The sequence below is a fragment of the Thermohalobaculum xanthum genome, from assembly GCF_016623495.1.
Taxonomy (GTDB): Bacteria; Pseudomonadota; Alphaproteobacteria; order Rhodobacterales; family Rhodobacteraceae; genus Thermohalobaculum; species Thermohalobaculum xanthum.
Genome location: NZ_JAEHHL010000002.1, coordinates 316,104 through 341,410, shown reverse-complemented (window position 1 = coordinate 341,410; position 25,307 = coordinate 316,104). Strand labels below are relative to the sequence as shown.

The following is a 25,307-nucleotide window of genomic DNA, read 5'->3' as shown; positions in this document are numbered from 1 at the left end:
CGGCGTGCGGGATGCAGGCTATTGCGATCGCATGACCTCTGCCGCCCATCTCTCGCGCTTCGATCTGACCGGCCGGGTCGCGCTCGTCACCGGTGCCGGCCGCGGGCTCGGCTTCGAGATCGCGCGCGCCCTCGCCGAGGCAGGCGCGCATGTCTGGCTGAACGGGCGCCACGCCGAGCTCCTCGACAAGCGGGCCGCCAACCTGAAGGCCGAGGGGCTGAGCGCAGACCCGGCGCCATTCGACGTGACCAATCACGAAACGGCGGCGGAGTGGTTCGCCTCGGCCAAGCGTGCGCCGGACATCCTGGTGAACAACGCGACGCTGCGGGACCGTCGACCGACCAGCGAACTCGCGCCCGAGGACGTCGACCGCCTCGTTGCCGTCAACGCGACGGCGGCCTACGCGCTGACGCGCCTCGCGATCCCCGGCATGAAGCGCGCCGGCGGGGGCTCGGTCGTCAACGTGACCTCGATCGCCGGGCCGCTCGCGGGTGGCGGCGATCCCGGCTACACGCTGGCCAAGGGAGCACTGGCCGCACTCACGCGCAGCCACGCGGTCGAGTTCGCGCCGCATGGCATCCGCGTCAACGCCATTGCTCCCGGGTTCTTCGCGACCGAGGCGAACGAGGCGTGGGTCGACGACCGTGCGGTCGGCGACTATCTCGCGATGCGCTCGCCCATGCGCCGATGGGGCCGGCCTGCCGAGATCGGCGCGGCGGCGGTCTTTCTCTGCGCACCCGGCGCGAGCTATGTCACGGGCCATGTGCTCACGGTCGATGGCGGCATGTCGGTGAAGATGTGAGAGAGATCGCGTTCGAGGAAATTCCCGGCCTGGTGGGGCAGGAGATCTGCCTCTCGGACTGGCTGGAGGTCGACCAGGCGATGATCGACCGTTTCGCGGCGGCGACCGGGGATCACCAGTGGATCCATGTCGACGTGCCCCGCGCGACGGCCGAGATCGGCGGGACCATCGCGCATGGCTACCTGACGCTTTCGCTGATCCCGCGGCTCGCCGAGTCCCGCTGGCGCCTGCGCGGCGAGGGGCGGCGCATCAACTACGGTCTGGACCGGCTGCGTTTCATCACGCCTGTGCCCTCGGGTGGGCGGGTGCGGCTGCGGCAGACGCTGGCCGCGGTCGAGCCGTCGGGCGAGGGGCTTCGGCTTGCCATCGACAGCGTCATGGAACTCGACGGCGCCGCGCGCCCGGCATTTGCAGCCCGGAACATCCTGCTCATCTTTCCGGGCTGACCGGCGCGCCCGAGCCGCGCGGGACGACGCGGCGGTCGAAGGCGACCGACTTGATCAGGGCGTAGACCTGCTGGCCCCGCTCAAGCCCGAGTTCCTCGACCGAAAGCCGCGTGAGGCGCGCGCGCACGTGACCGCTCGGCGTTTCGACCGAGACTTCGGCGAAGGCGGTCTCCGGCTCCTCGGTGATGTCCGCGATCCTCCCCTCCAGCACATTGCGGATCGAAAGCCCTCGCGGCGGCTCGGTGGCGATCGAGACGTCGCGGGCGCGGGCGCGCAGGCGGATGGTCTCGCCAAGGGGGATGTTGAGCATCGGCATCGTCATCGGCTGGCCACCGAAATCCACATGCGTCAGCCGATGGGCCAGGTTCTGCGCGGTGACCGTCACCTCGAGCAGAACGCCGGCTTCGAAATGCCCGGTGAGCGGCTGCAGGTCTAGCCGCTCGAGCGCCTCGGGCAGATCGCCCGTGGCCGCGACGCGCCCTTCGGTCATCACGACGATCCGGTCGGCGAGATGAGCGACCTCGTCGATCGCGTGGGTCACGTAGATCGCGGGGATCCCGAACTCGTGCACCACACGCTCGATATAGGGCAGGATCGCCGCCTTGCGCCGGTTGTCGAGCGCGGCAAGCGGCTCGTCGAGCAGCATGAGGCGCGGGGCCGAGAGAAGCGCGCGCCCCATCGCCACGCGCTGGCGCTCGCCACCCGAGAGCGCGTCGGTCCTGCGGTTCATCAGGGGTGCGAGGTCGAGCGCGGCGCTCACGGCCTCGAGACTGGGCCTCGGTCCGGTGTGCCGGGCGCGGCGAAGCGCGTATCCAAGGTTCCCCGCGACGTCGAGATGCGTGAACAGGCGCGCATCCTGGAAGACCACGCCGACCCCGCGACGATGCGCGGGCGTGCGGATGCGCTCGGCGCTCGACAGCCAGGTCTCGCCGGCGTAATCGACCGTCCCCCGCGCGCCGTCCTCCAGGCCGGCAATGATGCGCAGGAGCGTGGTCTTGCCCGATCCGCTGGCGCCGAAAAGCGCCGTGACGCCCGACAGGGCGAACGCATGGCGCACGTCCAGTTCGAAGCCCCCGAGGCGCGCCGAGACCGCGATGTCGAGTGCCGCCGCCATCACCGCGCCCGCAGCGCCCGCCCGCCGTTCATCGCATAGATGGCCAGCAGGACGATGAACGAGAAGGCGAGCAGCAGCGCCGACAGGCCGTGCGCTGCGGCGTAGTCGAGGGTCTCGACATGCTCGTAGATCGCGATCGAGATCACGCGGGTCTCGCCGCGAATATTCCCGCCAACCATCAGCACGACGCCGAACTCGCCGATCGTATGCGCGAAGGTCAGGACCATCGCGGTCAGATAGCCGCGGAAGGCGAGGGGCGAGGCCACGGTCAGGAACCTGTCGAGCGGACCGGCGCCAAGCGTCGCGGCCGCCTCGACCGGCGCGCGCCCGATGGTTTCGAACGCGCTCTGCAGCGGCTGCACCATGAAGGGCAGCGAATAGATCACGGAGGCGATCACCAGCCCGCTGAACGAAAAGCTCAGCGTGTCGCCCGTGAACCGAAGCCATGCCCCGCCCAGCGGATTGCCAGGGCTCATCAGCACCAGAAGGTAGAACCCCATCACCGTGGGCGGCAGCACCAGCGGCAGGGCGGTCACCGCCTCGACCGCAGGCTTGATCCGCGCGCGGGTGAAGGCAAGCCACCAGGCAAGCGGCGTTCCGAGGACCACCAGCACCAGCGTCGTCACCGCGGCGAGCTGCAGCGTCAGCCAGAGCGGTCCCAGATCGTCGAACGCCATTCCGCCCCTCCGCCGCCGTCAATCGCCATAGCCGAAGCTGGCGATCAGCCCCCGAGCCCCGGGGCTCTGAAGGTACTCAAGAAATGCGCGCGCGGCCTGGTTGTCGTGGCCGCGCGTCAGCAGAACCGCGTCCTGACGGATGGGCGAATGCAGCTCGAGCGGCACCTCCCACGCGCTGCCACCAAGCGACTGCCCGGGCGCCTGAAGCGCGGCAAGCGCCACCAGCCCCAGTTCGGCGTTGCCCGTGGCCACGAGCGCGAGCGTCTGGCCGATGTTCTGTCCCATGACGATCTTCGGTGTCAGCGCCTCCCAGAGCCCGAGGTTCCCAAGCGTCTCACTTGCGGCCACGCCGTAAGGGGCAAGGTCGGGATTCGCGATGGCGAGGGCCCGGAAGTCGCCCTCCGCAAGCGTGACGGAGCCGTCCGCACCGACCCGCCCGGCCTCGGCACTCCAGAGCGCGAGCCGCCCGGTCGCGTAAGTGAACTGGCTGCCTTCCTCCGCCAGCCCCTCTGCCACGAGCCGCTCGGGCCGGGCCTGATCCGCCGCGAGAAACACGTCGAATGGCGCACCCTCCACGATCTGGGCGTAGAGCTTGCCGGTCGCCCCTGCGGTGAAGCTCAGGCGATGCCCGGTTTCCGTCTCGAACCCGATGGCAAGCGCCTCGGCGGCGTCGAGGAAGTTCGTCGCGACCGCGACCCGCGACTCGCCCGCCGGGGCTGCGACCGGAAGGAACGCAAGGCCGAGCATGACGGCGGCGCAAACCCGGACGCGCCGCGAAAGCCTGGCGATCGGGGTGTCCGGCATCGGTCTTCCCTGACGATTGCGCTGGTCGGGCGCGAGAGTGCCGCGCGTCGGGACAGGCGGCAAGCGTTATTTCTCTTCGGATATATCGCGTAGCAGTGCGCTCAGGGCATCGATCTCGACGGACCCGGCGGAAAAAGCGGCCGCCTCGAGCTTGCGAAAGCGTGCGAGCACCTCTGTCCCGAGCGGGGTGAGCATGGCGCCACCACCCTTGCTGCCCCCCTTCGTGGCTTCGACCAGGGGGGATCGGAAGCAGCGGTTCATTGTCTCGACCAGCAGCCAGGCGCGCTTGTAGCTCATTCCGAGCCGGCGGCCCGCCGCCGCGATCGAGCCGGTGTCGCGGATCCCGTCGAGGAGGTCGGCCTTGCCGGGCCCGATCGCGATGTCGGGGGCGAGCACGAGCCTCAGGCGAAGCCCCGCCGTCTTGTTGCCGCGCTTCATCCGACCCCGGCGAGATCGCGGATCTCCGCGAGCAGCGCCCTCGGGACGTAAACCCCAGTCTCGCCCGTTTCGGCGCGGTTGAGGTGCCTGCGCGCGCCCGGTAGCCGGACGCCCGGCTGCTCCAGCATCTCGGCGAGGAAGCTCTCGACGCGTTCGCCCCAGGTGCCGGCACCGAACCGCTCGGGGTCAAGGGCGATGATCAACTCGCCGCCAACGGGCGGCCCGCCGTCGGCGGGGCCGCTGCGCCCCGATTCCGGGCTGAAGACTTCGCCGATCAGGGCCCCGGCGAGCAATTCGATCATCAGGGCGATGTTCGACCCCTTGTATCCGCCGAATGGCAGCTGCGCGCCCTTCAACACCTCGGCAGGGTCGGTCGTCGGCTGGCCGTCGGGCCCGACGCCGGTCCCCGGCGGCACCGGCTTGCCCTCGCGCGCATGGATCGTGACGTCACCACGAGCCATCGCGGCAGACGCCTGGTCGAAGACCACCGGCGGCGCGTCGTGGCGCGGAAAGGCGAAGGCGAGCGGGTTGGTGCCGAAAAATGGCTTCGTCCCGCCCGCGGGCGCGACCATCGGCGTCGCGCAAGTGCAGGCCAGGGCGGCCAGGCCGTGGGCGGCCAGCGCCTCGACCTCGGGCCAGAGGGCCGCGAAATGGTGGATGCGGACCAGGGCGAGCGCGGCCACCCCCTGCGACCGTGCTGCCTCGACCAGCGGCGCGCGTCCCATCTCGATGGCAAGCGGCGCAAATCCGAGCTTGCCGTCCACGCGGACGATCCCGGGCGCCGGCCGGCTCACGGCCGGTTTCGCCCGCCCATCGACCTTGCCGGACTTGAGCGAGGCGACATAGCCCGGCAGGCGGAACAGGCCGTGGCTCTCGGCACGGTCCGCCTCGGCCGCGAGCATGACGCTGGCAACCGCCTCGGCGTTCGCCTTGTCGCATCCGTGCCGGGTCAGAGCCGCCAGTGCAAGCTCTCGTGCCTCGGCCAGCGTGATCGTCTCGCGGTCGCCGCTCATCGCTCGCCTCCACTGCGTTGTGTCGCGCCGACTAGACCACCTCGCAATCGGGGTCGCAAGCCGAGGGGTTCTGCCGCGGGCCCGGCGCGCTTACATTGGACTTCAATTCGGCAGAAAATGACTCGGATGGCCATGACACAGGAGCCGGAGTTTCTCTTTCCCGGCACGCCGGGCGGCGAAGATGCGCGCCGCGTCCGCGGGCCGGGATGGATCAGCCGCAATCGCGGGGAGATTTCGACGGTGCGCCGGCTTGGCGCCTCGGCCGTGATGTTCGCTCCTCCGCATGTCCGCATTCCCCTGGCGCTGGCCTGCCTCGCGCTGGATGCTGCGCTGCTTGCCGAGGAAACCCGCAGAGGGGCGCGTGCCGGCAAGGACCTGTCGCTGAGCGGGGCAGGGCTCGCCATCGAAGCGGCGGCGCTCGTCGCCGCGACCGCCTCGGCGCCGGCCGCGCTCGCTCGCCAGGCCCCACGGCTTCTGGCGGTCAGGCGGATCCTCGCCCGGTTTGAAGACGCTCGCACCCGTCCGCTCTGAGCCTGCTTTGCAAGCGGAATGCACGGCTTGCCTTCGCATGGGGCGCGTCGCACTCTCGCCACGACAGACGGAGGGCGAGCACGATGCACGACTGGTCAAAAGGCGCGGCGATCATCCGGGGCGAGATCGTCCCGATCGCCGAGGCCCGCATCGGCGTCACCGACTGGGGGATGACGCGGTCGGACATCACCTATGACGTCGCGCCGGTCCTGGAAGGCGCCTTCTTCCGGCTGCCTGATTACCTCGCACGCTTTGCGGCCTCGCGCGCGGCGCTCCGGCTCTCGATCCCCGAGGACGACGCCGCGATCCGTGCGACGCTGCATGCAATCGTCGCCCGCGCCGGATTGCGCAACGCCTATGTCGCGATGGTGGCGAGCCGTGGCGCGCCCGCGGTGCCTGGCAGCCGCGATCCGCGTGACTGCGTCAACCACTTCTACGCCTGGTGCGTCCCCTATCTGCGCGTGATCTCCGCCGAGGTCGAGGCGCGCGGCGCACGCATCTGGATTGCCAGGCAGACCCACCGGATTCCCGAGGACAGCATCAACCCGCGCGTGAAGAACTATCACTGGGGTGACTTCACGCAGGCCCTGTTCGAAGCATATGATCACGGCGCCGACACCGCCGTGCTGACCGATCATGCCGGCAATATCGCCGAGGGGCCGGGCTTCAACGTGTTCTGCGTCTCCGGCGGCCGCCTGATCACGCCGCGCGGTCACTGCCTCGAGGGGATCACGCGGCAAACGGTGCTCGATGCCGCGGCCGAGGCCGGTGTCGCCGCCGAGGTCCGCGACATCCCGCTCGCCGAGTTCCTCGACGCCGACGAGGTTTTCACCGCGACCACGGCGGGCGGACCCGTTCCCGTGGTCCGGGTCGACGACCGCATCCTCGGAAACGGTGCGCCCGGTCCGGTGAGCGAGATGCTGCGCGAGCGCTACTGGCAGATGACGCGCCGCGCGGCGCTGCGCGACCCCGTCGTCTATGCCTGAGGGGTCTCTTCCCGCGATGGGAGCCTGTGTCGCCTTGCATCGCGTCCCGCTTTCGGACATGGTCCGCGCGACCGCACGCTAAGGGGGAACTGCGCATGACCGTCAGCGAAGTGATCGCCGAGAGCGCCCCCGTCTACCCCCGCGTGCTGCTCAAGCTCTCCGGCGAGGCCCTGATGGGCGATCAGGGCTTCGGCCTGCATCCGCCCACCGTGAACCGCATCGCGCTCGAGGTGAAGCGCGCGCATGAACGCGGGATCGAGCTCTGCCTCGTGATCGGTGGCGGCAACATCTTCCGGGGCCTTTCGGCCTCGGCGCAGGGCATGGACCGGGCGCAGGCCGACTACATGGGCATGCTGGCGACCGTGATGAACGCGCTGGGCATGCAGTCGGCGCTCGAGGGCCTCGGCATTCACACCCGCGTGCAGTCGGCGATCCCGATGGATACGGTGTGCGAGCCCTATATCCGGCGCCGCGCGATGCGCCACCTCGAGAAGGGCCGCGTCGTGATCTTTGCCGCGGGGACCGGCAATCCCTATTTCACGACGGACACCGCCGCGACGCTGCGCGCGATGGAGATGAGCTGCAACGCGATCTTCAAGGGTACCAGCGTGGACGGGATCTACGACAGCGACCCCAAGCTCAACCCCTCGGCACAGCGCTACGACCGGATCAGCTATGACGAGGTGCTCGCGCGCAACCTCAAGGTGATGGACGCCTCGGCCATCGCGCTCGCACGTGACAACACACTGCCGATTGTGGTCTTTTCCTTGCGTCAGGAGGGGGCGATGACCGACGTCCTCTATGGCCGGGGGCGCTTCACGGTGGTGGGGCCCTGAACGGGCAGGGAACGAAGGAAGAAAGGGGCATAGAAAATGTCCGACGAGAACGAGATCGAGATTGACGCCGACGACATCGAGCGACGCATGGACGGCGCGCTGGCCGCGCTGCGCACCGAATTCGCGAGCCTCCGCACCGGGCGGGCCTCTGCGGCGATGCTCGAGCCGGTGATGGTCGACGCCTATGGCGCCAACACCCCGATCAACCAGGTCGCGACGGTCAACGTCCCCGAACCGCGGATGATCACCATCTCGGTCTGGGACAAGTCGCTGGTTGGAAAGGTCGAGAAGGCGATCCGCTCCTCCGGGCTAGGCATCAACCCGGTCGTGGACGGCACGCTGCTGCGTCTGCCAATTCCCGAGCTCAACGAGGAGCGCCGCCGCGAATTGACCAAAGTTGCCGGTCAATATGCCGAGCAGGCGCGTGTTGCGATTCGGAACGTTCGGCGCGACGGCATGGACCAGATCAAGAAGGCCAAGGCTCAGGGGATGTCCGAGGACGATCAGAAGCTTTGGCATGACGAGATCCAGGCGATGACCGATGCGGCCATCAAGAAGGTCGACACGGCGCTGGAGACGAAGCAGGCCGAGATCATGCAGGTCTGACGCCACTCGCATCGACCGGCCGTCCCGGCCGGCCTTGGTGCAGCACGGCGGGACCGGGACGAGGGTGGGCACGGATGAACCTTGACGAGACCGCGGGACCGGCGGTGAACGGTCTGCCCGCGAATGTCGCGATCATCATGGACGGCAACGGCCGATGGGCGCAGCGGCGCGGGCTGCCGCGCTCGGCGGGGCATCTCGCCGGTGTGAACCGGCTGCGCGAGATCGTCCGAACCGCCGCCGAACTTGGCCTCGAATCGCTCACGGTCTTCGCCTTCTCGACCGAGAACTGGCGGCGGCCGGACTACGAGGTCGAGGTGCTCATGCGCCTCTTCCGCCGCTTCGTGGTCCGCGAGGTCGACGAGCTCGACAGGATGCGCGCTCGCGTGCGGTTCATCGGCCAGCGCGACCGGCTGCCGGCCGATCTGCGCCGGACGATGGCGCAGATGGAGCTTCGCACGGCCGGGAATGACGGCCTCTTGCTGCAGGTCGCCGTCTCCTATGGCGCGCGCGCCGAGATGCTCGATGCTGTGCGCAGGATGGCGGTCGAAGTGGCGGAGGGACGGCTGGATCCCGACAAGATCGACGAGGCGACAGTCTCGCAGAACCTCTGGACCGCGGGTGTGACGGACCCTGACCTCGTGATCCGCACGAGCGGCGAGATGCGGATCTCGAACTTTCTCCTCTGGCAGTCGGCTTATGCGGAATACGCCTTCGTCGAGGAATGCTGGCCCGATTTCACGCCCGAGCGGTTCCGCGAGGTTCTCGAAAGCTTCGCGGCGCGCGAACGACGTTTCGGCGCCGTCAGCGCGGCGGTGTGACGGGCCGAAACGCTGATGCCCGCTGCGGTGACAGGACCCGGCACACGTTTTGCGGATTTGCGGTCGCGTATCGTCTCGGCGCTGGTCGCGGGTGGCGTCGCCTTCGTTCTCGTGGCACTCGGCGGCATCTGGGCCGCGCTGCTTGCGACCTCGCTGGCGGCGCTCATGCTCTGGGAATGGGCGTCGATCACGCGCTACCGCGGTGCCGTGCCGGGGCTGGGTGCAGCGCTTCCGGTGCTTGGGTCGGCGGCGGCGGTTCTTGCGAGCTATTTGATCGGCTGGAGCGCGGGGATCGCGATCCTCGTCGCGGTGATCGTCGCTGCCGCGCTGCGCGACGGCCTTGCGGCGCGCCCGCGCGATGCGGCGTGGGCGGCGATCGGGCTCGCCTATCTCGGCACTGCCTGCATTGCCTTCCTCTGGCTCAGGCTGACGGACCCGTTCGGCGTGCTGGCCTGCGCCTGGATTGTGCTCGTGGTTGCCGCCTCCGATATCGGCGGCTATTTCGCCGGGCGGCTGGTCGGCGGTCCGAAGCTCTGGCCCCGGGTCAGCCCCGGCAAGACTTGGTCCGGCGCGTTGGGGGCAGTCGCGCTCGCATTCCTGTCGGGCGGCGTCTTTTCATGGGCGACCACCGGCACCTATTATGGCGAGGTCTGCGCCGTCTCGGCGGTCTGCTCGGCGCTGGCGCAGGCGGGTGACCTCGCCGAGTCGGCGGTCAAGCGCCATTTCGGGGTCAAGGATTCCGGGCGCATCCTGCCGGGACATGGTGGCGTGCTCGACCGGCTCGACGGGCTCACTGCGGCCACACTTGTGGTTGCAGTTGTAACGCTCTGGCGCGGACAGACGGTTTTTATCTGGTCGTGACCGGCTGTGGATGCGATGAGAATGTCACCGCCAAGGCGGGGCTGACAGGAAGAATGATGGCAGAGCGCAAACGGATCAGCATTCTCGGCGTCACCGGCTCGATCGGGCGCAACACGGTCTCGGTGATGGAGAGCCTCGGCGTCGAGCGGTTCGAGACGGTTGCGGTCACCGGAAACGGCAATATCGCGGGCCTTGCCGGCGCGGCGCGGGCGCTCGGCGCCCAGGTCGCGGTCACCGCCGATCCGTCGCGCCTTGCCGATCTGCGCGCGGCGCTCGCGGGGTCCGGGATCGAGGCGGCGGCAGGGGGCGATGCGCTGACCGAGGCGGCATCCCGTCCCGCCGATTGGGTCATGTCGGCGATCGTCGGCGCCGCGGGCCTCGCGCCGACGCTTGCGGCCGCGCGGACCGGGGCCACCATCGCGCTCGCCAACAAGGAATGCCTCGTCGCCGCCGGGTCCGTGTTCCTCGCCGAGATAGCCCGGTCGGGCGCGCGCCTGCTGCCAGTCGACAGCGAGCATAACGCGATCTTCCAGTGCATCGCTGCCGAGCGCGACTGTCCGATCGAGCGGCTGATCCTGACGGCCTCGGGTGGCCCGTTCCGCAATCACACCCGCGCCCAGATGGCGGCGGTCACGGTGGCCGAGGCGGTCGCCCATCCCAACTGGTCGATGGGCGCGCGGATCTCGATCGATTCGGCGTCGATGTTCAACAAGGCGCTCGAGATGATCGAGGCGTCGCACCTGTTCGAGGTGACGCCCGACCAGATCGAGGTCATCGTCCACCCGCAATCGATCATCCACTCGATGGTGGGGTTCCGCGACGGCTCGATCCTTGCCCATCTCGGGCCGCCCGACATGCGGGTCGCGATCGGTCATGCCCTGACCTGGCCCGAGCGCGCGGCGCTGCCGGTCGACCGGCTCGATTTCGCCCGCCTCGGGCGGCTCGATTTCCAGGAGCCGGACGAGGAACGCTTCCCCTCGCTCGCCCTCGCCCGACGCGCGATGGCCGATGGCGGGGTTGCGGGCTGCGTGCTCAACGGCGCGCATGAGGTGGCGCTCGATGCCTTCATCGCGGGGCAGATCGGTTTTCTCGACATGGCGGGCCTGGTCGCGCAAACCATGGATCGGCTTGACGATCTTCCGGTTGCGCACGATCTCGAGGACGTCTTTGCCGCCGATGCGGCAGCGCGCCGGGTGGGGCGCGAACTCGTCGGGCGCTTCGCAGCCTGATGCTGGAAAGGGAGTGAACGTATGGAACTGCTGTCCGCCATCCCGGTGATCGGGGGTGCGCTCGGCACCATCGTTCCCTTCCTGATCGTGCTTGGCATCGTCGTCTTCGTGCACGAGTTCGGCCACTACATCGTCGGCCGATGGTGCGGCATCCGTGCCGAGGTGTTCTCGATCGGTTTCGGCCCCAAGCTCTGGGGATGGAGCGACCGGCGCGGCACCCACTGGCAGGTCGCGGCACTGCCCCTTGGCGGCTACGTCCGCTTCGTCGGCGACATGGACCCCGCCAGCGCGGGCAAGGCCGACGACGCCGACCTCACCGCGGAACAACGCGCCCACGCCTTCCACAACGCCAGCCTCTGGCGCAGGGCTGCAACCGTGGCCGCGGGGCCGGTCTTCAACTTCGCGCTCTCGTTCGTGCTGTTCGTGGCGCTGTCGCTGGCGGTGGGCAAGGCTAGCAACGATCCGGTGATCGGCGAGCTGCGCCCCGAACTCGCGGGCCAGGTTGACCTTCAGCCCGGCGACCGGGTCCTCGAGATCGATGGCGAACCCGTCGAGACGTTCGGCGAGATCATTTCAGCCTTCGTCCGCGCCAATGGCGAGCAGGTCGATGTCGTGGTCGAGCGCGGCGACCGCCGGCTGACCGTGCCGGTCGCTTATCGCCTCGCCTCGCGGATCGATTTCGTCAATCCGGGCATGCCGGCCTCCCGCGCGGGGCTCGTCGCCGGCGACGTGATCGTCGAGGTCGATGGCGAGCCGGTCGCGAGCTTCTACGACCTCCAGGTCGTCACCGCCACCAAGGCTCTCGGCGAGGAAATCGTCATCGACATCCTCCGCGACGATGTCCCGATGACCTTCCGCTTCATGCCCGACATCGTCGAGCGGACCAATCCGGTCACCCGCGAGATCGAGCCGCTGCCGACGATCGGCGTGCGCGCCATCGGTCTCGGCGGGATCAATCCGACGCTCGAGGCACGGACCCTTGGCGAGGCGATGCTTTCCGGAGTGGCGCAGACCGTGGGCATCGTCACGGGCACCTTCAATTACGTCGGCGACATGATCTTTGCGGATGCTGATACGGGCCAGCTGGGTGGTCCGATCCGCATCGCCCAGATCTCGGGCGAGAAGGCCGAGGAAGGCTTCATGTCGTTCGCCTACCTGATCGCGATCATCTCGACCTCGATCGGGTTGCTGAACCTGTTTCCAGTGCCCGTGCTCGACGGCGGGCACCTCATGTTCTATGCGTTCGAGGCGATCCGGGGCCGGCCGGTCGGCGACTTCGCAATCCGTGTCGGGACAATGATCGGCCTCTCGCTCGTGCTGTTGCTCATGGTGTTCGCAACGTATAATGACTTGGCGAGGCTCTAGGGCCGGAACGACGCATATCGGGACAGGCGCTGCAAGCAGACGGTCCGCGTGAACGGAGCGCTGCGAGCAGAGGGGGTAAGAATGCCGCGAGCAAGAGTGGGCCTTCGCGCCCGTGCCATGTTGCGGGCCGTCACGTGCATCTTGCTGCCGCTGATGGCACTGATGCCGGACCCCGGTCTCGACCGTCTGGGACGTCTCACCGTCGGGTCCGCCTTGGCCCAGTCAGAGCAGTCCGACCGGCAGTCTCTCGTCGTCCGGGGCAACCGGCGCATCGAGGTCGGCACCATCCTCGCCTACATGCAGATCGACCCGGAAACGCCGCTCACCGCCGAGGCGTTGAACAACGGGGTGCGGCGCTTGTTCGATACCGGCCTGTTCAGCGACGTGCGCGTGATTCAGGAGGGCGGGGCGATCGTGGTCGAGGTGACCGAGAACCCCTCGATCAACCAGATCGCGTTCGAGGGCAACGACGCCCTCGCGGACGAGGATCTCCAGCAGATCATCAGCCTGCGCCCCAGGCTTCCCTTCACGTTGTCCGCGGCCGAGGCCGACGCCCAGGCCATCATCGAGGTGTATCGCCGCACCGGCCGCTACGGCGCGAAGGTCGAGCCCGTCATCATCGAGCGGCCCGAGAACCGCGTGGACCTAGTCTTCGAGATCGACGAGGGCGATCTGACCGGCGTGAACTCGATCGACTTCGTCGGCAACGAGGTGTTTTCGGACCGGCGCCTGCGCGGCGTGATCGAGACGTCCGAGTCAGGCATCCTCGCCTCGTTCCTGTCGAGCGATGTCTACGACCCCGACAAGCTCGAACTCGACAAGGAGCTGCTGCGCCAGTTCTACCTTGAACGCGGTTATGCCGACTTCACGGTGCTGTCGGCGACCGCCGAACTCGCGCCCGACGGGGACGGTTTCTACATCACCTTCACCGTGAGCGAAGGCCCGGTCTACGCGTTCGGCGCGCTGGACGTGAATGTCTCGGCGCGCGGCCTGAACCCCGAGGATTTTCTCGCGCTCATTCCCGACGACCTCTCCGGTGACACCTACGACGCAACGCGCGTCGAAGAGATCGCGAACGAGATGACCGATCTCGCGGGCCAGAAGGGCTTCGCCTTCGTGCAGGTTCGCCCGCGGCCGACGCGGAACACCGAGGCGCTGACCGTCGACGTGATCTTCGAGATCCAGGAAGGCAGCCGGATCTTCGTCGAGCGCATTGAGATCGAAGGCAACACGGCGACGCTTGACCGCGTCATCCGCCGCGAGATCGATCTCGTCGAGGGCGATGCCTTCGATGCGCGCCGCGTGCGCGAGGCGCAGCGCAACATTCGCGCGCTCGACTTCTTCAGCAGCGTCGACATCGAGGCCGTGCAGGGCTCGGCCGAAGATCGCGCGGTGCTGAAGGTCAAGGTGGCCGAGCGCTCCACCGGCTCGCTCAGCTTCGGTATCGGCTACTCGACCTCGGCTGGTCCGATCGGAAACGTGCGTGTCACCGAGCGCAACTTCCTTGGCCGCGGCCAGACCGTGCAGGTCGGCGTGACGGCGGCGGGCGACACGCAGCTCTACGACTTCCTTTTCGTCGAGCCGCGCGTGCTCGATCGCGACCTCTCCGCGAGCTTCCGGGCCTTCTATCTCGACGATGACCGCTCGGACGAGTCGTCGTTCGAGCAGAAGCGTGCCGGCGTGACCCCTTCGATCGGGTTCCCCCTTGGCGAGCGGACGGATCTCGGCTTGCGCTACAGCTTCCTGCACGACGACATCACGGTCGCCTCGAATGCGTCGCCCGCGATCAAGGCGGACGAGGGCAAGCGCAACACCTCGCTCGTCGGCTATCGCCTGAGCTACGATCAGCGCAACGACGAGATCGAGCCGACCGATGGCTACCTGCTGTCGCTCGATCAGGAGGTCGCGGGCCTCGGCGGCGACTCGCGGTTCATCCGGACGCGGGCGACGGCGAAGGGCTGGCAGGGCTTCTTCGACAACGAAGTGGTCGCCAGCCTCGAACTCGAGGCCGCGGGGATCTACAGCTTCGGCCCCAACACGCGCGTCACCGAACGCTATTTCCTCGGCTCGGATACCCTGCGCGGCTTCGCGCAGGAGGGTATTGGCCCGCGCGACATAAGAACGGACGACGCGCTCGGTGGCAACTACATGCTGGCGGCGCGCTTCCAGGTGTCCTTCCCGATCGGTCTGCCTGACGAGCTTGGCATCTACGGCGGTGCCTTCGTCGATGCGGGCACGGTCTGGCATCTCGACCAGACCGTCTACAACCCGCCCCCGACGGTGATCGACGACAAGCTCTACTTCCGCATGGCCGCGGGCGGCCTGCTGTTCATCGACACGCCCTTCGGTCCACTGGAGCTCAGCCTCGGCGTCCCGGTCATCGACAAGAGCTATGACGAAAGCGAGCTGTTCCGGCTGTCGATTGGGACCCGGTTCTAAGCCGGTGGCCCGCGCTGCCCGCGCCCCACGCCTCCTCTCGCCGGCGGGCAGGATCGCGCTGGCGGGCCTGATGGCAGTGACATTCGCACTGGTCAGCCCCGCGCCGGGCGGCGGGCTCCGGCTAGCGGCGCCCGCCGGGGCGCAGTCGACCCAGGTCCTCGTCGTTTCCCGCGGGCAGGTGCTGGACGAGGCAAGCGCCGCGCGCCGCCTTGCCGCGTCGGAGCAGTCCGCGACCGACGCCTTGCAGCGCGAGATCGACGCGGTGAAGCTCGAGCTCGCCGCCGAGGAGGAGGAACTGACCCGCCTGCGCACAACGCTGTCGCGCGACGAGTTCGAACTGCGGGTCGCGGCCTTCGACCAGCGCGTGCGCGAGGAGCGCCGCCGCGCCCAGAGCCTCGCGGCATCGCTGCAGCGCGCCTATCGCGATGCACGCCGGCACCTCGTCGAGGCGCTCGGCCCCATCCTCGAGGAGGTGCGTGTCGAGCGTGGTGCCCTCGCGGTGATCGATGCCGAGAGCGTGCTGGCGGTAGACGAGTCGATCGACGTGACCGCGCGCGCCATCGAGCTCTTCGACGAGCGGGTCAGCGTCCCGGTGGTCGTGATGCCGGACGAGCCCGGTGCGCGTATGCCCGGCGGACAGACCCCCGGCGAGGGGATGCCCGGCGCAACTCCCGTGCCAGGCGCGGTGTTTCCGCCCGAAGACGCCGAGCAGGCTCCGGCGGAAGCCGAGTAGCCGCCATGCGCGCGGCATTCGCGCTTGACCTTGTGAGCCCGCCTTGCGATCACGAAAAGGCAGCTGGATAGGTCGGGTCGAGGAGCGCCATGGAAAAGGGTGTTGGAACGGAGGCTGGCGGCGTCGCGGATCTCGCGCGGATCAAGCGCATGATCCCGCACCGATATCCGTTCCTCCTCATTGACAAGGTCGTGGGGATCGACCCCGGCAAGGGCGCGGTCGGCATCAAGAATGTCACGACCAATGAGCCCCACTTCCAGGGTCATTTCCCGGTCGAGCCGATCATGCCCGGGGTGCTCATCGTCGAGGCGATGGCGCAGACCGCAGGGGTTCTGGTTGTCGATACGCTGGGCAAGGTCGACGAGAACCTGCTCGTCTACTTCATGACCCTCGACAAGACGCGCTTTCGGCGCAAGGTCGTCCCCGGCGACGTGCTCGAGCTGCATGTCACCATCCTGCGCGGGCGCGGCAAGATCTGGAAATTCTGGGGCGAGGCCAAGGTCGGCGGCGAGATCGCTGCCGAGGCCGAGTTCTCGGCGATGATTATCGACGAGAACGACACCCGCCGCGGCGGAGGTGGCGCGTGAGCGTCCACCCGACCGCAATCATCGAGGATGGTGCGAAGATCGGCGAGGGCGTCCGCGTCGGCCCCTATTGCGTCGTCGGCCCCGAGGTCGAGTTGGCCGACGGCGTCGAGCTGATCAGCCATGTCGCCGTGGCTGGCCGCACGCGCATCGGCGCCCGCACGCGCGTGTGGCCCTTCGCCTCGGTCGGGCATCAGCCGCAGGACCTCAAATACGCGGGCGAACCCAGTCGGCTCGAGATCGGCGAATCCTGCATGATTCGCGAACACGTCACCCTCAACCCCGGCACCGCCGGTGGCGGGATGGTCACGCGGGTGGGCGACCGCTGCCTGTTCATGATGAGCAGCCATGTCGGCCATGACTGCCAGATCGGCAACAACGTGATCCTCGCGAACAACGCGACGCTGGCCGGCCATGTCGAGGTCGGCGATTTCGCCTTTCTCGGCGGCCTGTGCGCCGTGCACCAGTTCGTGCGCATCGGCACCCAGGCAATGGTGGGCGGCATGTCCGGGGTCGAGAAGGACGTCATCCCCTTCGGGTCGGTCATCGGCAACCGCGCCGAGCTCGGCGGGCTCAACCTCGTGGGCCTCAAGCGGCGCGGCTTCGACCGCGAGACCATTCACGCCATCCGCGCGGCCTATCGTGGCATCTTCTCGGGCGAGGGCTCCTTTGCCGAGCGGGCCTCGCGCATTGCCGCCGAGTTCGCCGATGTCCCGGCCGTCCGCCTGATCACCGATTTCATCCTCGCCGACAGCGCGCGCAGCTTCTGCACCCCGCGCGAGGTCTGACGCGGTGGCGGGCGCTGCCGGCTCGGGCGGCCAGGCTGGCCCGCCGGGCTGCCTCGCGATCATCGCGGGGCGCGGCACGCTGCCCCAGCGACTGGCCGAGGCGCGGCGCGAGGCAGGCCTTCCGTACCTCCTGATCGTCTTTCCCGGCTGCGAGGAAACCTGGATGGCCGCCCATCCGATCGAGCGCCACGAGTTCGAGCGCGCGGGGCGGCTCTTCTCGGCGCTGCGCCGTGCCGGCGTCGAGACGGTCGTCTTCGCCGGCGCCATGAACCGGCCGCGACTGAGGCCCTGGCGGGTCGACTGGACCGCTCTGAGGCTCTTGGGGCGCGCGCTGAGGCTGCTGGCACGCGGTGACGACGCGATGCTGAGGGGATTTGGCGCGGTCTTCGAGGAGCGCGGCTTGCGCCTCATCTCGCCCGCCGAGATCCTGGGCGACGAGCTCACCCTGCCGCGCGGCGCGCTTGGCCGTCATGCACCGTCCGCCGCCGACCTCAAGGATGCCGCGCGCGCGGCGGCCATCGTGACGGCGCTCGGCCCGGTCGACGTGGGGCAGGGGGCGGTGGTCGCGCGCGGGCTCTGCCTCGCGGTCGAGGCGATCGAGGGGACGGATCTCATGCTCGCTCGTATCGCCGAACTCCCGGCCGAGCGGCGGCGGGCCGCGCCGCCACCGTCGGGCGTGCTGTGGAAGGCGCCCAAGCCCGGGCAGGACCGGCGCTTCGACCTGCCCACCATCGGCCCGGCGACGGTCGAGGGGGCGGCCCGTGCCGGGCTGCGCGGCATCGTCGGCGCGGCAGGCGAGATTCATCTGCTCGACCCGCAGGCGACGCGCGAGGCCGCGGACCGCCTTGGCCTCTTCGTCTTCGGGGCGCTGCCGAGCGACCTGGCGGAGGGAGGATGAGCGGCCCGCTGGTCTATCTCGTCACGGGCGAGCCGTCAGGCGACAGGCTCGGTGCCGCACTGATGCACGCTCTCAAGGCCCAGCGCCCGGATGTTCGTTTCGCCGGCATTGGCGGGCGCGAGATGCAGGCGGCCGGGCTCGTTTCCCTCTTCGACATCTCCGAACTTTCGGTGATGGGCATTACCGAGGTGCTTCCGCGCCTTCCGTCGATCCTGCGGCGCCTGCGCGAAGTGACGGATGACGTGCTTGCGCGGCGGCCCGATGTCCTGGTGACGGTCGATAGCCCCAGCTTCAGCCTGCGCGTCGCCAAGCGCGTGCGTGCCGCCAACCCGGCAATTCCCACGGTGCACTACGTCGCCCCCTCGGTCTGGGCGTGGCGGCCTGGTCGCGCGGCCAAGATGGCGCGCCATGTCGACCACGTGCTGGCGCTCCTGCCCTTCGAGCCGCCCTACATGGAAGCCGCCGGCATGACCTGCGATTTCGTCGGCCATCCGATCGCCGAGAGGGCGCCGGTCACCGCCGCCGACCTCGCGGCCTTTCGTCAGCGCCACGGCATTGCCGCCGACGCGCCGCTCCTGCTGGTCGCGCCCGGCTCGCGCAGGGGGGAAGTGAGCAGGCTGATGCCGCTCTTCGTCGACAGCGTGCGCCTGCTGGTTCCCGCGCATCCCGGCTTGCGGATCGTCGTGCCGGTGGCCGAGACGGTGGCGACCGAGGTGACGGCGGGTTTCGGTGACCTCGCGCCGGTCTTCGTGACCCCCGAGATGGGCGAGGCTGAAAAACGCGCGGCCTTCGCGGCCGCCGATGCCGCGCTGGTGGCGTCGGGGACCGTGACGCTCGAGATGGCGGCGGGCGGCACGCCCCATGTGGCCGCGTACAAGGCCGCGCCGCTGACCGCGATGATCGTGCGGCGGCTCCTGCGGATCGAGACGGCAAACCTCGTGAACCTCGCCTCGGGCACCCGCGCGGTGCCGGAATTCTACCAGGAGGCCGCAACGCCCGAGGCGCTTGCCGCAGCGGTCTCGCCGCTCCTCTCCGACACGCCCGAGCGCGCGGCTCAGCTCGCTGCCGCCGACGCCGCGTTGTCGGCGCTGGGGCGTGGTGCCGAGGCGCCCTCGATCAGGGCCGCGCGCTCGGTTCTGCGGGTTCTCGACCGCGCGGCGCAAGGCTCGGGCTGAGCCTCTGGCGAGTGCCCCCGTGGGCAGAAGATGTGCCCCGGAAAGCGAAGGGCGCGGACGGCCCTCGCCATCCGCGCCCCAGATCAGATTGGCCGGAGATAGCCCTCAGCGCTTCTCGATGTCGATGTAGTCGCGCATCGGCGCGCCGGTGTAGAGCTGCCGCGGGCGGCCGATCTTCTGCACCGGGTCCTCGATCATCTCCTTCCACTGCGAGATCCAGCCGACCGTGCGCGACAGCGCGAAGATCGGCGTGAACATCGCGGTCGGGAAACCCATCGCCTCGAGAATGATGCCCGAGTAGAAGTCGACGTTCGGGTAGAGCTTCTTCGAGATGAAGTACTCGTCCTCGAGCGCCCGCTTCTCCAGCGCCTGCGCGGTCTGCAGGATCGGGTTGTCCTTGACGCCCAGGAGGTCGAGCACCTCCTTGGCCGTCTCCTGCATCACCTTCGCGCGCGGGTCGTAGTTCTTGTAGACGCGGTGGCCGAAGCCCATCAGCCGGAAGCTGTCGTTCTTGTCCTCGGCCTTCTTGACGTATTCGTCGACCCGGTCGGGCGAGCCGATCTCGCGCAGCATCTCGAGGCAGGCCTGGTTCGCGCCGCCATGCGCGGGCCCCCACAGGCTGGCGACGCCGGCGGCGATGCAGGCGAAGGGGTTCGCGTGGCTCGACCCCGCAAGCCGCACGGTCGAGGTCGAGGCGTTCTGCTCGTGGTCGGCGTGCAGCGTCATGATCCGGTCCATGGCCCGGGCCAGGATCGGGTCGACGACGTATTCCTCGCACGGCGTGGCGAAGCACATGTGCAGGAAGTTCGACGCATAGTCGAGGTCGTTGCGCGGGTAGATGAAGGGCTGGCCGATCGAGTACTTGTAGGCCCAGGCCGCGATCGTCGGCATCTTGGCGATCAGGCGGATCTGCGCGACCTCGCGCTGCCAGGGGTCCGTGATGTCGGTCGAGTCGTGATAGAAGGCCGACATCGCGCCGACCACGCCGCACATCACGGCCATGGGATGCGCGTCACGCCGGAAGCCGCGGAAGAAGTAGACCATCTGCTCGTGCAGCATGGTGTGCCGGGTCACCCGGTTCTCGAAGTCCTCGAGCTGCGCGGCGTTCGGCAGTTCGCCGAACAGCAGCAGGTAGCAGACTTCGAGGAAGTGGCTCTTCTCGGCCAGCTGGTCGATGGGGTAGCCGCGATAGAGCAGCTCGCCCTTGTCGCCATCGATGAAGGTGATGGTCGACTCGCAACTCGCCGTCGACGTGAAGCCGGGGTCGTAGGTGAAGACATCCATGTCCGCGTAGAGCTTGCGGATGTCGATCACCGACGGGCCGTGGACCGCGTCGTACACCGGCAGTTCGATGGACTTGCCATCGAAGGTGAGCGTTGCAGTGCGGCTGGATGCGTCGGCCATGATAGCTACCCTTTTTTCTGGAGGCACGGGGTCGCTGATGACGTCCCCTTGCCGGCGTTTTCTCGTGCAGGCGGGCAGACGGTCCTCAGGCCGGATCCGGCGCAACATCTCCCAGGCGCGCCAGTGTCTCAGCCTTGCCCAGCGTCTCCATCACGTCGAAGACCCCTGGGCTGATTGCGCGTCCGGTGAGGGCGGCCCTCAGTGGCTGCGCAACCTTGCCGAGCTTGATGTCTTCTCCCTCGGCGAAGGAACGGACGATTTCTTCCAGTTTTCCTGCGGTCCAGTCGCTAGCATTTTGCAGGTGCGGCGTCAAACGAGCGAGTGTCGCAGACCCGTCCGCATCCAGGAACTTGGCCGCCTTCTCGTCCGGCTCGAGCGGACGATCCGCCAGGATGTAATAAGCAAGATCAACAAGTTGCGGAAGCAGCTTGGCCCGCTCTTTCAGTCCCGGCAGCGCCTGTCGCAGCGCCTCGCGGCGGCTCGCGTCGATCACGATGTTTTGCGCTGCACAAAAACTCATCAGTTCGGCCATCAGCGCGTCGTCGTCCAGTGAGCGGATGTGCTGGCCGTTGAGGCTCTCGAGTTTCACGAAGTCGAAGCGCGCCGGGCTGCGGCCGACCGCTTCCAGCCCGAACCACGCGATGGCCTGCTCGGTCGTGAAGAACTCGTCGTCGCCATGGCTCCAGCCCAGTCGCGCGAGATAGTTGCGCATCGCCTGCGGCAGGTAGCCCATATCGCGATAGGCCTCGACCCCCAGTGCGCCGTGCCGCTTCGACAGCTTGGCGCCATCCGGCCCGTGGATCAGCGGGATATGGGCGAAGACCGGGGTCTCCCAGCCCATCGCGCGGTAGATCAGGCTCTGGCGCGCGGCGTTTGTCAGGTGGTCGTCGCCGCGGATCACGTGGGTGACGCCCATGTCGTGGTCGTCGACCACCACCGCCAGCATGTAGACGGGCGTGCCGTCTGATCGCAGCAGGATCAGGTCGTCCATCTGCTCGGCGGCCCAGGTCACCGTGCCCTGCACCTTGTCCTCGACCGTGACCTGACCCTCGCGCGGTGCCTTGAGGCGGATCACGTAAGGCGCGTCGGGGTGCGTCGTCGGGTCGGCATCGCGCCACGGCGAGATAAACAGCGGCGGCAGACCCGCGGCCTTCGCCTCCTCGCGGAAGGCGTCGATCTCTTCCTTGGTGGCGAAGCACTTGTAGGCAGCACCACGGGCCAGCATCTCGTGCGCGACCTCGGCGTGGCGCTCGACGCGGCTGAACTGGCTCACCGCCTCGCCGTCCCAGTCGAGCCCCAACCAGCGCAATCCCTCGAAGATCGCGGCGGTCGCCTCGGGGGTCGAGCGCGCGCGGTCGGTGTCCTCGATCCTGAGCAGGAAGCGCCCGCCGTGATGACGCGCGAACAGCCAGTTGAAGAGCGCGGTGCGCGCCCCTCCGATATGCAGGAAGCCCGTGGGTGATGGCGCGAAGCGGGTGACGACGGGTGCGGTCTCGGGGCTGTTTTCGGCGGACATGGCGCTCTCGGTCTACTCGGCGTGCTTAACGGTCGGTTAACGCGGCGGGTGCGAGATGGGCGCGGCCTCGCCGGGACTGGCGGGGGCTGTTATGGGGCAGGCGCGTCGCGTGGGCAAGGTCGGTCTCTGGCACCGCATCGACTGGGGAGGGGCTCTGGCGCTTGAAATGCGCCGTGCCGGCCTTTGGCTGCCCGTGCTCCTGGGCATGGGCATCTGGCTCTATTTCGCCCTGCCGGCCGAGCCGCCCGCTTGGACCGCGGTGCTCGCCGCCGTGCCGTTGCTGGCGGCGACACTGTCGCGGGTGCGTGGCCATCTGGTCTTGCGCGGCGTGGTCTTCGCCGCCCTGGCGCTGTCGATGGGTTATGCCCTGGCGCTTGTGAATGCGCATCGTGTCGCCGCACCGGTGCTCGACGGCCCCCGCGGCCTGACGGTCGAGGGGCGGGTGCTGGTGCTCGACCGCTCGGCATCCGAGGCGCCGCGCGTGCTGCTCGATCGCGTGACGCTGTTCGGGGTCGAGGAGGAGGAGACGCCGGCGCGGTTGCGCGTCGCGCTTCTTGGCCTCGACTTCACCAATGCCCCGCGGCCCGGCGAGGTCATCCGGCTCAGCGCAACGCTGCTCCCACCCGGCGACCCGGTCGAGCCCGGCGGGTTCGATTTCGGAACCCGCGCTTTCTTCGAGGGCATCGGTGCGGTCGGCTACAGCCGCAACCCGGTGCTGCGCATCCCGTCGCACGAGGCGATGGCCACGGATGCTGGCGGCCCCGTCGACCGGCTTTTCGATCGGTTGCGGCTCTGGCTCGCCTCGACCCGCATGGACCTTGCCGAAGCCATCCGCGCGGCCGTTTCGGGGGCGTCCGGCGCCTTCGCCGCTGCGATCATCGTGGGCGACCGCGCCGGCATCGCCGAGGTCGATGCCGAGGCACTGCGGATCTCGAGCCTTGCGCATTTGCTCGCGATCTCGGGCCTCCACATGGGGCTCCTGACCGGGCTGGTCTTTGCCGCCGTCCGGTTTGGGCTGGCGCTGCCCGCCCGGATTGCCCTGCGCTGGCCCACCAAGAAGGTCGCGGCGGTGGCGGCGCTGCTGGCAGGGGCCGGTTATCTCATGCTCTCGGGCGCGACCGTGGCGACGCAGCGCGCCTTCGTGATGGTCGGCGTGGCCTTCCTAGCGGTGCTGTTCGACCGCCCGGCGATCTCGCTCCGCGGCCTCGCGCTTGCCGCCGCCGTGGTGCTCGCGGTCCGGCCCGTGAGCCTTTTCGATGTCGGCTTCCAGATGAGCTTCGCGGCGACGCTGGCGCTGGTCGCAGGCTACGAGCAACTTGCGATCCTTTCGCGCAGCCGGCGGGAGAAGGCGCCGGACGCCCCGCCACTCGGCCTGCGTGGGCGCATCCTGCGCGTGGCCCTGGTGTGGACGGGCGGCCTCGTGATCACCAGCCTCGTTGCCGGTGCGGCGACGGCCCCGTTCTCGACCTATCACTTCAACCGGCTGGCGCCCTACGGTCTCCTCGCCAATCTCGGCGCGGTTCCGGTGATGGGGCTCGTGATCGCTCCCTCGGCGATCCTCGCGGCCCTTGGCGCGCCGCTCGGGCTCGCAGGCCTACCGCTCGGTGTGATGGGGGCCGGCATCGACTGGGTGCTTGGTGTCGCTCACGCAACCGCGGCGCTGCCGGGCGCGGATCGGGTGGTGCCGGCCGGCGCATCCGAGCATCTCGCGCTGATCGCCCTGGGCGGGCTGTGGCTTGCGCTCTGGCGCGGCGGGTGGCGGCTTGTGGGCGTCGCGCCGATCCTGGCGGGGCTCGCTCTGTGGATCTGGCTTCCACCGCAGCGCCCGGTGCTCATCGTCGCTCCGAATGCCGCCCTGGTGGGCCTGATGGGTCCCGAGGGGCGGGCGCTGGACCGGGCCAAGGGACAGTCCTATGCCGCCGAGACATGGCTGCGGCGCGACGGCGACGGCGCCGATCAGCCCTTGGCGGCGGCCCGCCCGGGGCTCGAACACGGCCGCAGCTTGCGGGGTGCGCTCGGCGGCGGCTGGCGGCTCGAGGTCGTCAACGCGACAAGGCCCGAGCCGGGCGAACTCGCGGCGCTGTGCACGCCGAAGACACTACTGATCGCGCGCAACGCGGCGGAGGCGCCCGCCGGCGCGTGCCTCTTCTACGGCCGCGCCGCGTTGCGCCGCGCGGGCGCGATCGCTGTCTGGCCGGGGGGGGGAGGGGTTGAGGGTCGAGCACAGCACCGATCGCGCGCCCCGCCTTTGGAACCGCCGCAAGCCGCGGAAAGACGTCAGCGAAGCGCGCGGGCAGGAGGGCCCCGCCTCCGATGCCGAGGTTGGAGCGGGTTCCTGACTTGCCGGGCTCCATCCGGCGAAAGACCAGCGCCCGCCTCGTGACGTGACACAAGCGGGCAACCCGCGCCAGATTAGCCGGTGTCCGGTCCCATCGCCGCGCGCGGCGCCGGGATCAGGAATAGGTGCGGATCAGTCCAACCATCCGGCCCTGGATCCGCACCTGGTCGGTGCGATAGACCCGCGTGCCGTAGGCAGGGTTGGCGGCCTCGAGGGCGATCGCGCCACCCTTGCGGCGCAGCCGCTTGAGCGTCGCCTCGTGGTCCTCGATCAGCGCGACCACGATATCGCCCGTTTCGGCCGTCGACTGGCGGCGAATGACGACGATGTCGCCGTCATGGATGCCGGCATCGACCATCGAGTCACCCCGGACCTCGAGCGCGTAATGCTCCTTGTCGCGGCTCAACATCATCGCGGGCACGCCGACGCGCGAGCCGCCCTGTTCCAACGCCTCGATCGGCACACCCGCCGCGATTCGCCCGATCAGGGGGACGGTCGAGGTGTCGGCATCGATCTCGTGGGTCTCGCCCAGTTGCGTCATGCTGGTTTCGAGCCTGACATCGTCGCGCGTGTCGGCCAGATCGCCCTCGATCACCGAGGGGCGGAACGCGCCGCGGGCCGGGCGCCCGTCGACATTCTCGGGCAGGCGCAGCACCTCGATCGCCCGTGCACGGTGTGCCAGGCGCCGGATGAAGCCGCGCTCCTCGAGGGCCGTGATCAGGCGGTGGATGCCGGATTTCGAGCGCAGGTCGAGCGAATCCTTCATCTCGTCGAACGACGGAGAGACCCCGTCGCGCTGGATCCGGTTGTGGATGAACATCAGAAGGTCGTGCTGCTTTCGCGTCAGCATAAGCCTTGCCCCCGATAGACCTGCGTCCCACCGCGCGAGCAGGGAGCCCGCGTCGA

The 25,307-nt window shown here is 69.0% G+C and carries 25 protein-coding genes; 17 read left to right on the top strand and 8 right to left on the bottom strand.

What is annotated here, in order from left to right; all coding sequences use genetic code 11:
- The first annotated feature begins 31 nt into the window (after positions 1-31).
- Together H0I76_RS06555 and H0I76_RS06550 are read left to right on the top strand one after the other, a co-directional pair.
- Positions 32-802 carry an SDR family oxidoreductase gene (locus H0I76_RS06555; protein ID WP_200608514.1) on the top strand — a complete coding sequence of 257 codons (771 nt, stop codon included), beginning with the start codon at positions 32-34 and terminating at the stop codon, positions 800-802.
- Positions 799-1,248 carry a MaoC family dehydratase gene (locus H0I76_RS06550; protein ID WP_200608512.1) on the top strand — a complete coding sequence of 150 codons (450 nt, stop codon included), beginning with the start codon at positions 799-801 and terminating at the stop codon, positions 1,246-1,248. The genes H0I76_RS06555 and H0I76_RS06550 overlap by 4 nt, the downstream gene beginning before the upstream one ends.
- Here the strand turns inward: H0I76_RS06550 and modC are convergent.
- The 5 genes from modC to H0I76_RS06525 all read right to left on the bottom strand — a co-directional run bounded on the left by modC (position 1,232) and on the right by H0I76_RS06525 (position 5,294).
- On the bottom strand, positions 1,232-2,362 hold the full coding sequence (gene modC, locus H0I76_RS06545; protein ID WP_200608510.1) for a molybdenum ABC transporter ATP-binding protein: 1,131 nt from the start codon (positions 2,360-2,362) through the stop codon (positions 1,232-1,234). The genes H0I76_RS06550 and modC overlap by 17 nt on opposite strands.
- Positions 2,362-3,039, bottom strand: coding sequence for a molybdate ABC transporter permease subunit (modB, locus tag H0I76_RS06540; RefSeq protein WP_200608508.1), 678 nt, complete (start codon positions 3,037-3,039; stop codon positions 2,362-2,364). Before modB ends, modC begins: the two co-directional genes overlap by 1 nt.
- A gap of 18 nt (positions 3,040-3,057) precedes the next feature.
- On the bottom strand, positions 3,058-3,843 hold the full coding sequence (gene modA / locus H0I76_RS06535) for a molybdate ABC transporter substrate-binding protein (RefSeq protein WP_200608506.1): 786 nt from the start codon (positions 3,841-3,843) through the stop codon (positions 3,058-3,060).
- A gap of 66 nt (positions 3,844-3,909) precedes the next feature.
- Positions 3,910-4,281 (bottom strand): winged helix-turn-helix domain-containing protein, encoded by a 372-nt coding sequence (locus tag H0I76_RS06530; RefSeq protein WP_200608504.1) that lies wholly within the window; start codon positions 4,279-4,281, stop codon positions 3,910-3,912.
- A complete protein-coding gene (locus H0I76_RS06525; RefSeq protein ID WP_200608502.1) occupies positions 4,278-5,294 on the bottom strand; it encodes an Ldh family oxidoreductase in 1,017 nt (338 codons plus the stop codon). The genes H0I76_RS06530 and H0I76_RS06525 overlap by 4 nt, the downstream gene beginning before the upstream one ends.
- Positions 5,295-5,420: 126 nt before the next feature.
- Between H0I76_RS06525 and H0I76_RS06520 the strand changes: the two genes are divergently transcribed.
- The 14 genes from H0I76_RS06520 (at position 5,421) to lpxB (ending at position 19,143) form a co-directional block, all read left to right on the top strand.
- Positions 5,421-5,825 (top strand): hypothetical protein, encoded by a 405-nt coding sequence (locus H0I76_RS06520; RefSeq protein WP_200608500.1) that lies wholly within the window; start codon positions 5,421-5,423, stop codon positions 5,823-5,825.
- An 83-nt stretch (positions 5,826-5,908) separates the two neighbouring features.
- Positions 5,909-6,811, top strand: a complete 903-nt coding sequence (locus tag H0I76_RS06515; protein WP_200608498.1) for an aminotransferase class IV — start codon at positions 5,909-5,911, stop codon at positions 6,809-6,811.
- 95 nt (positions 6,812-6,906) lie between these two features.
- Positions 6,907-7,647, top strand: coding sequence for a UMP kinase (gene pyrH, locus H0I76_RS06510; protein ID WP_200608496.1), 741 nt, complete (start codon positions 6,907-6,909; stop codon positions 7,645-7,647).
- A gap of 36 nt (positions 7,648-7,683) precedes the next feature.
- Positions 7,684-8,253, top strand: a complete 570-nt coding sequence (gene frr, locus H0I76_RS06505) for a ribosome recycling factor (protein WP_200608494.1) — start codon at positions 7,684-7,686, stop codon at positions 8,251-8,253.
- Positions 8,254-8,327: 74 nt separating this feature from the next.
- Positions 8,328-9,071: a polyprenyl diphosphate synthase gene (gene uppS / locus H0I76_RS06500; protein WP_200608492.1), complete on the top strand. Its 744-nt coding sequence runs from the start codon at positions 8,328-8,330 to the stop codon at positions 9,069-9,071.
- A 15-nt stretch (positions 9,072-9,086) separates the two neighbouring features.
- Complete coding sequence (locus H0I76_RS06495) at positions 9,087-9,932, top strand: phosphatidate cytidylyltransferase (RefSeq protein ID WP_200608490.1); 846 nt, start codon at positions 9,087-9,089, stop codon at positions 9,930-9,932.
- A gap of 56 nt (positions 9,933-9,988) precedes the next feature.
- Positions 9,989-11,161 (top strand): 1-deoxy-D-xylulose-5-phosphate reductoisomerase, encoded by a 1,173-nt coding sequence (gene dxr, locus H0I76_RS06490; RefSeq protein WP_325166411.1) that lies wholly within the window; start codon positions 9,989-9,991, stop codon positions 11,159-11,161.
- A gap of 21 nt (positions 11,162-11,182) precedes the next feature.
- The gene (gene rseP, locus H0I76_RS06485) at positions 11,183-12,526 is read left to right on the top strand and encodes an RIP metalloprotease RseP (protein WP_200608486.1); all 1,344 of its coding nucleotides are present in this window, start codon (positions 11,183-11,185) and stop codon (positions 12,524-12,526) included.
- An 81-nt stretch (positions 12,527-12,607) separates the two neighbouring features.
- Entirely contained in the window at positions 12,608-14,965 is a 2,358-nt protein-coding gene (gene bamA, locus H0I76_RS06480; protein WP_200608484.1) for an outer membrane protein assembly factor BamA, read from the top strand.
- 70 nt (positions 14,966-15,035) lie between these two features.
- Positions 15,036-15,698 carry an OmpH family outer membrane protein gene (locus tag H0I76_RS06475; protein WP_200608481.1) on the top strand — a complete coding sequence of 221 codons (663 nt, stop codon included), beginning with the start codon at positions 15,036-15,038 and terminating at the stop codon, positions 15,696-15,698.
- Between the two features lie 89 nt (positions 15,699-15,787).
- Entirely contained in the window at positions 15,788-16,285 is a 498-nt protein-coding gene (fabZ, locus tag H0I76_RS06470; RefSeq protein WP_200608479.1) for a 3-hydroxyacyl-ACP dehydratase FabZ, read from the top strand.
- Entirely contained in the window at positions 16,282-17,070 is a 789-nt protein-coding gene (gene lpxA / locus H0I76_RS06465; RefSeq protein WP_200608477.1) for an acyl-ACP--UDP-N-acetylglucosamine O-acyltransferase, read from the top strand. Before fabZ ends, lpxA begins: the two co-directional genes overlap by 4 nt.
- Positions 17,071-17,074: 4 nt before the next feature.
- A complete protein-coding gene (locus tag H0I76_RS19685; protein ID WP_200608475.1) occupies positions 17,075-17,968 on the top strand; it encodes an LpxI family protein in 894 nt (297 codons plus the stop codon).
- The gene (gene lpxB, locus H0I76_RS06455; protein ID WP_200608473.1) at positions 17,965-19,143 is read left to right on the top strand and encodes a lipid-A-disaccharide synthase; all 1,179 of its coding nucleotides are present in this window, start codon (positions 17,965-17,967) and stop codon (positions 19,141-19,143) included. Before H0I76_RS19685 ends, lpxB begins: the two co-directional genes overlap by 4 nt.
- Before the next feature lie 105 nt (positions 19,144-19,248).
- Here the strand turns inward: lpxB and gltA are convergent, their stop codons facing one another.
- Together gltA and gltX are read right to left on the bottom strand one after the other, a co-directional pair.
- Positions 19,249-20,547 carry a citrate synthase gene (gltA, locus tag H0I76_RS06450; RefSeq protein WP_200608471.1) on the bottom strand — a complete coding sequence of 433 codons (1,299 nt, stop codon included), beginning with the start codon at positions 20,545-20,547 and terminating at the stop codon, positions 19,249-19,251.
- 85 nt (positions 20,548-20,632) lie between these two features.
- A complete protein-coding gene (gltX, locus tag H0I76_RS06445; protein WP_200608469.1) occupies positions 20,633-22,063 on the bottom strand; it encodes a glutamate--tRNA ligase in 1,431 nt (476 codons plus the stop codon).
- A 55-nt stretch (positions 22,064-22,118) separates the two neighbouring features.
- On the opposite strand from gltX, the gene H0I76_RS06440 reads away from it, so the two are divergent.
- Entirely contained in the window at positions 22,119-24,446 is a 2,328-nt protein-coding gene (locus H0I76_RS06440) for a ComEC/Rec2 family competence protein (RefSeq protein WP_200608468.1), read from the top strand.
- A 70-nt stretch (positions 24,447-24,516) separates the two neighbouring features.
- Here H0I76_RS06440 and lexA read toward each other — a convergent pair whose 3' ends face one another.
- Complete coding sequence (gene lexA / locus H0I76_RS06435) at positions 24,517-25,251, bottom strand: transcriptional repressor LexA (RefSeq protein WP_200608466.1); 735 nt, start codon at positions 25,249-25,251, stop codon at positions 24,517-24,519.
- Positions 25,252-25,307 lie beyond the last annotated feature (56 nt).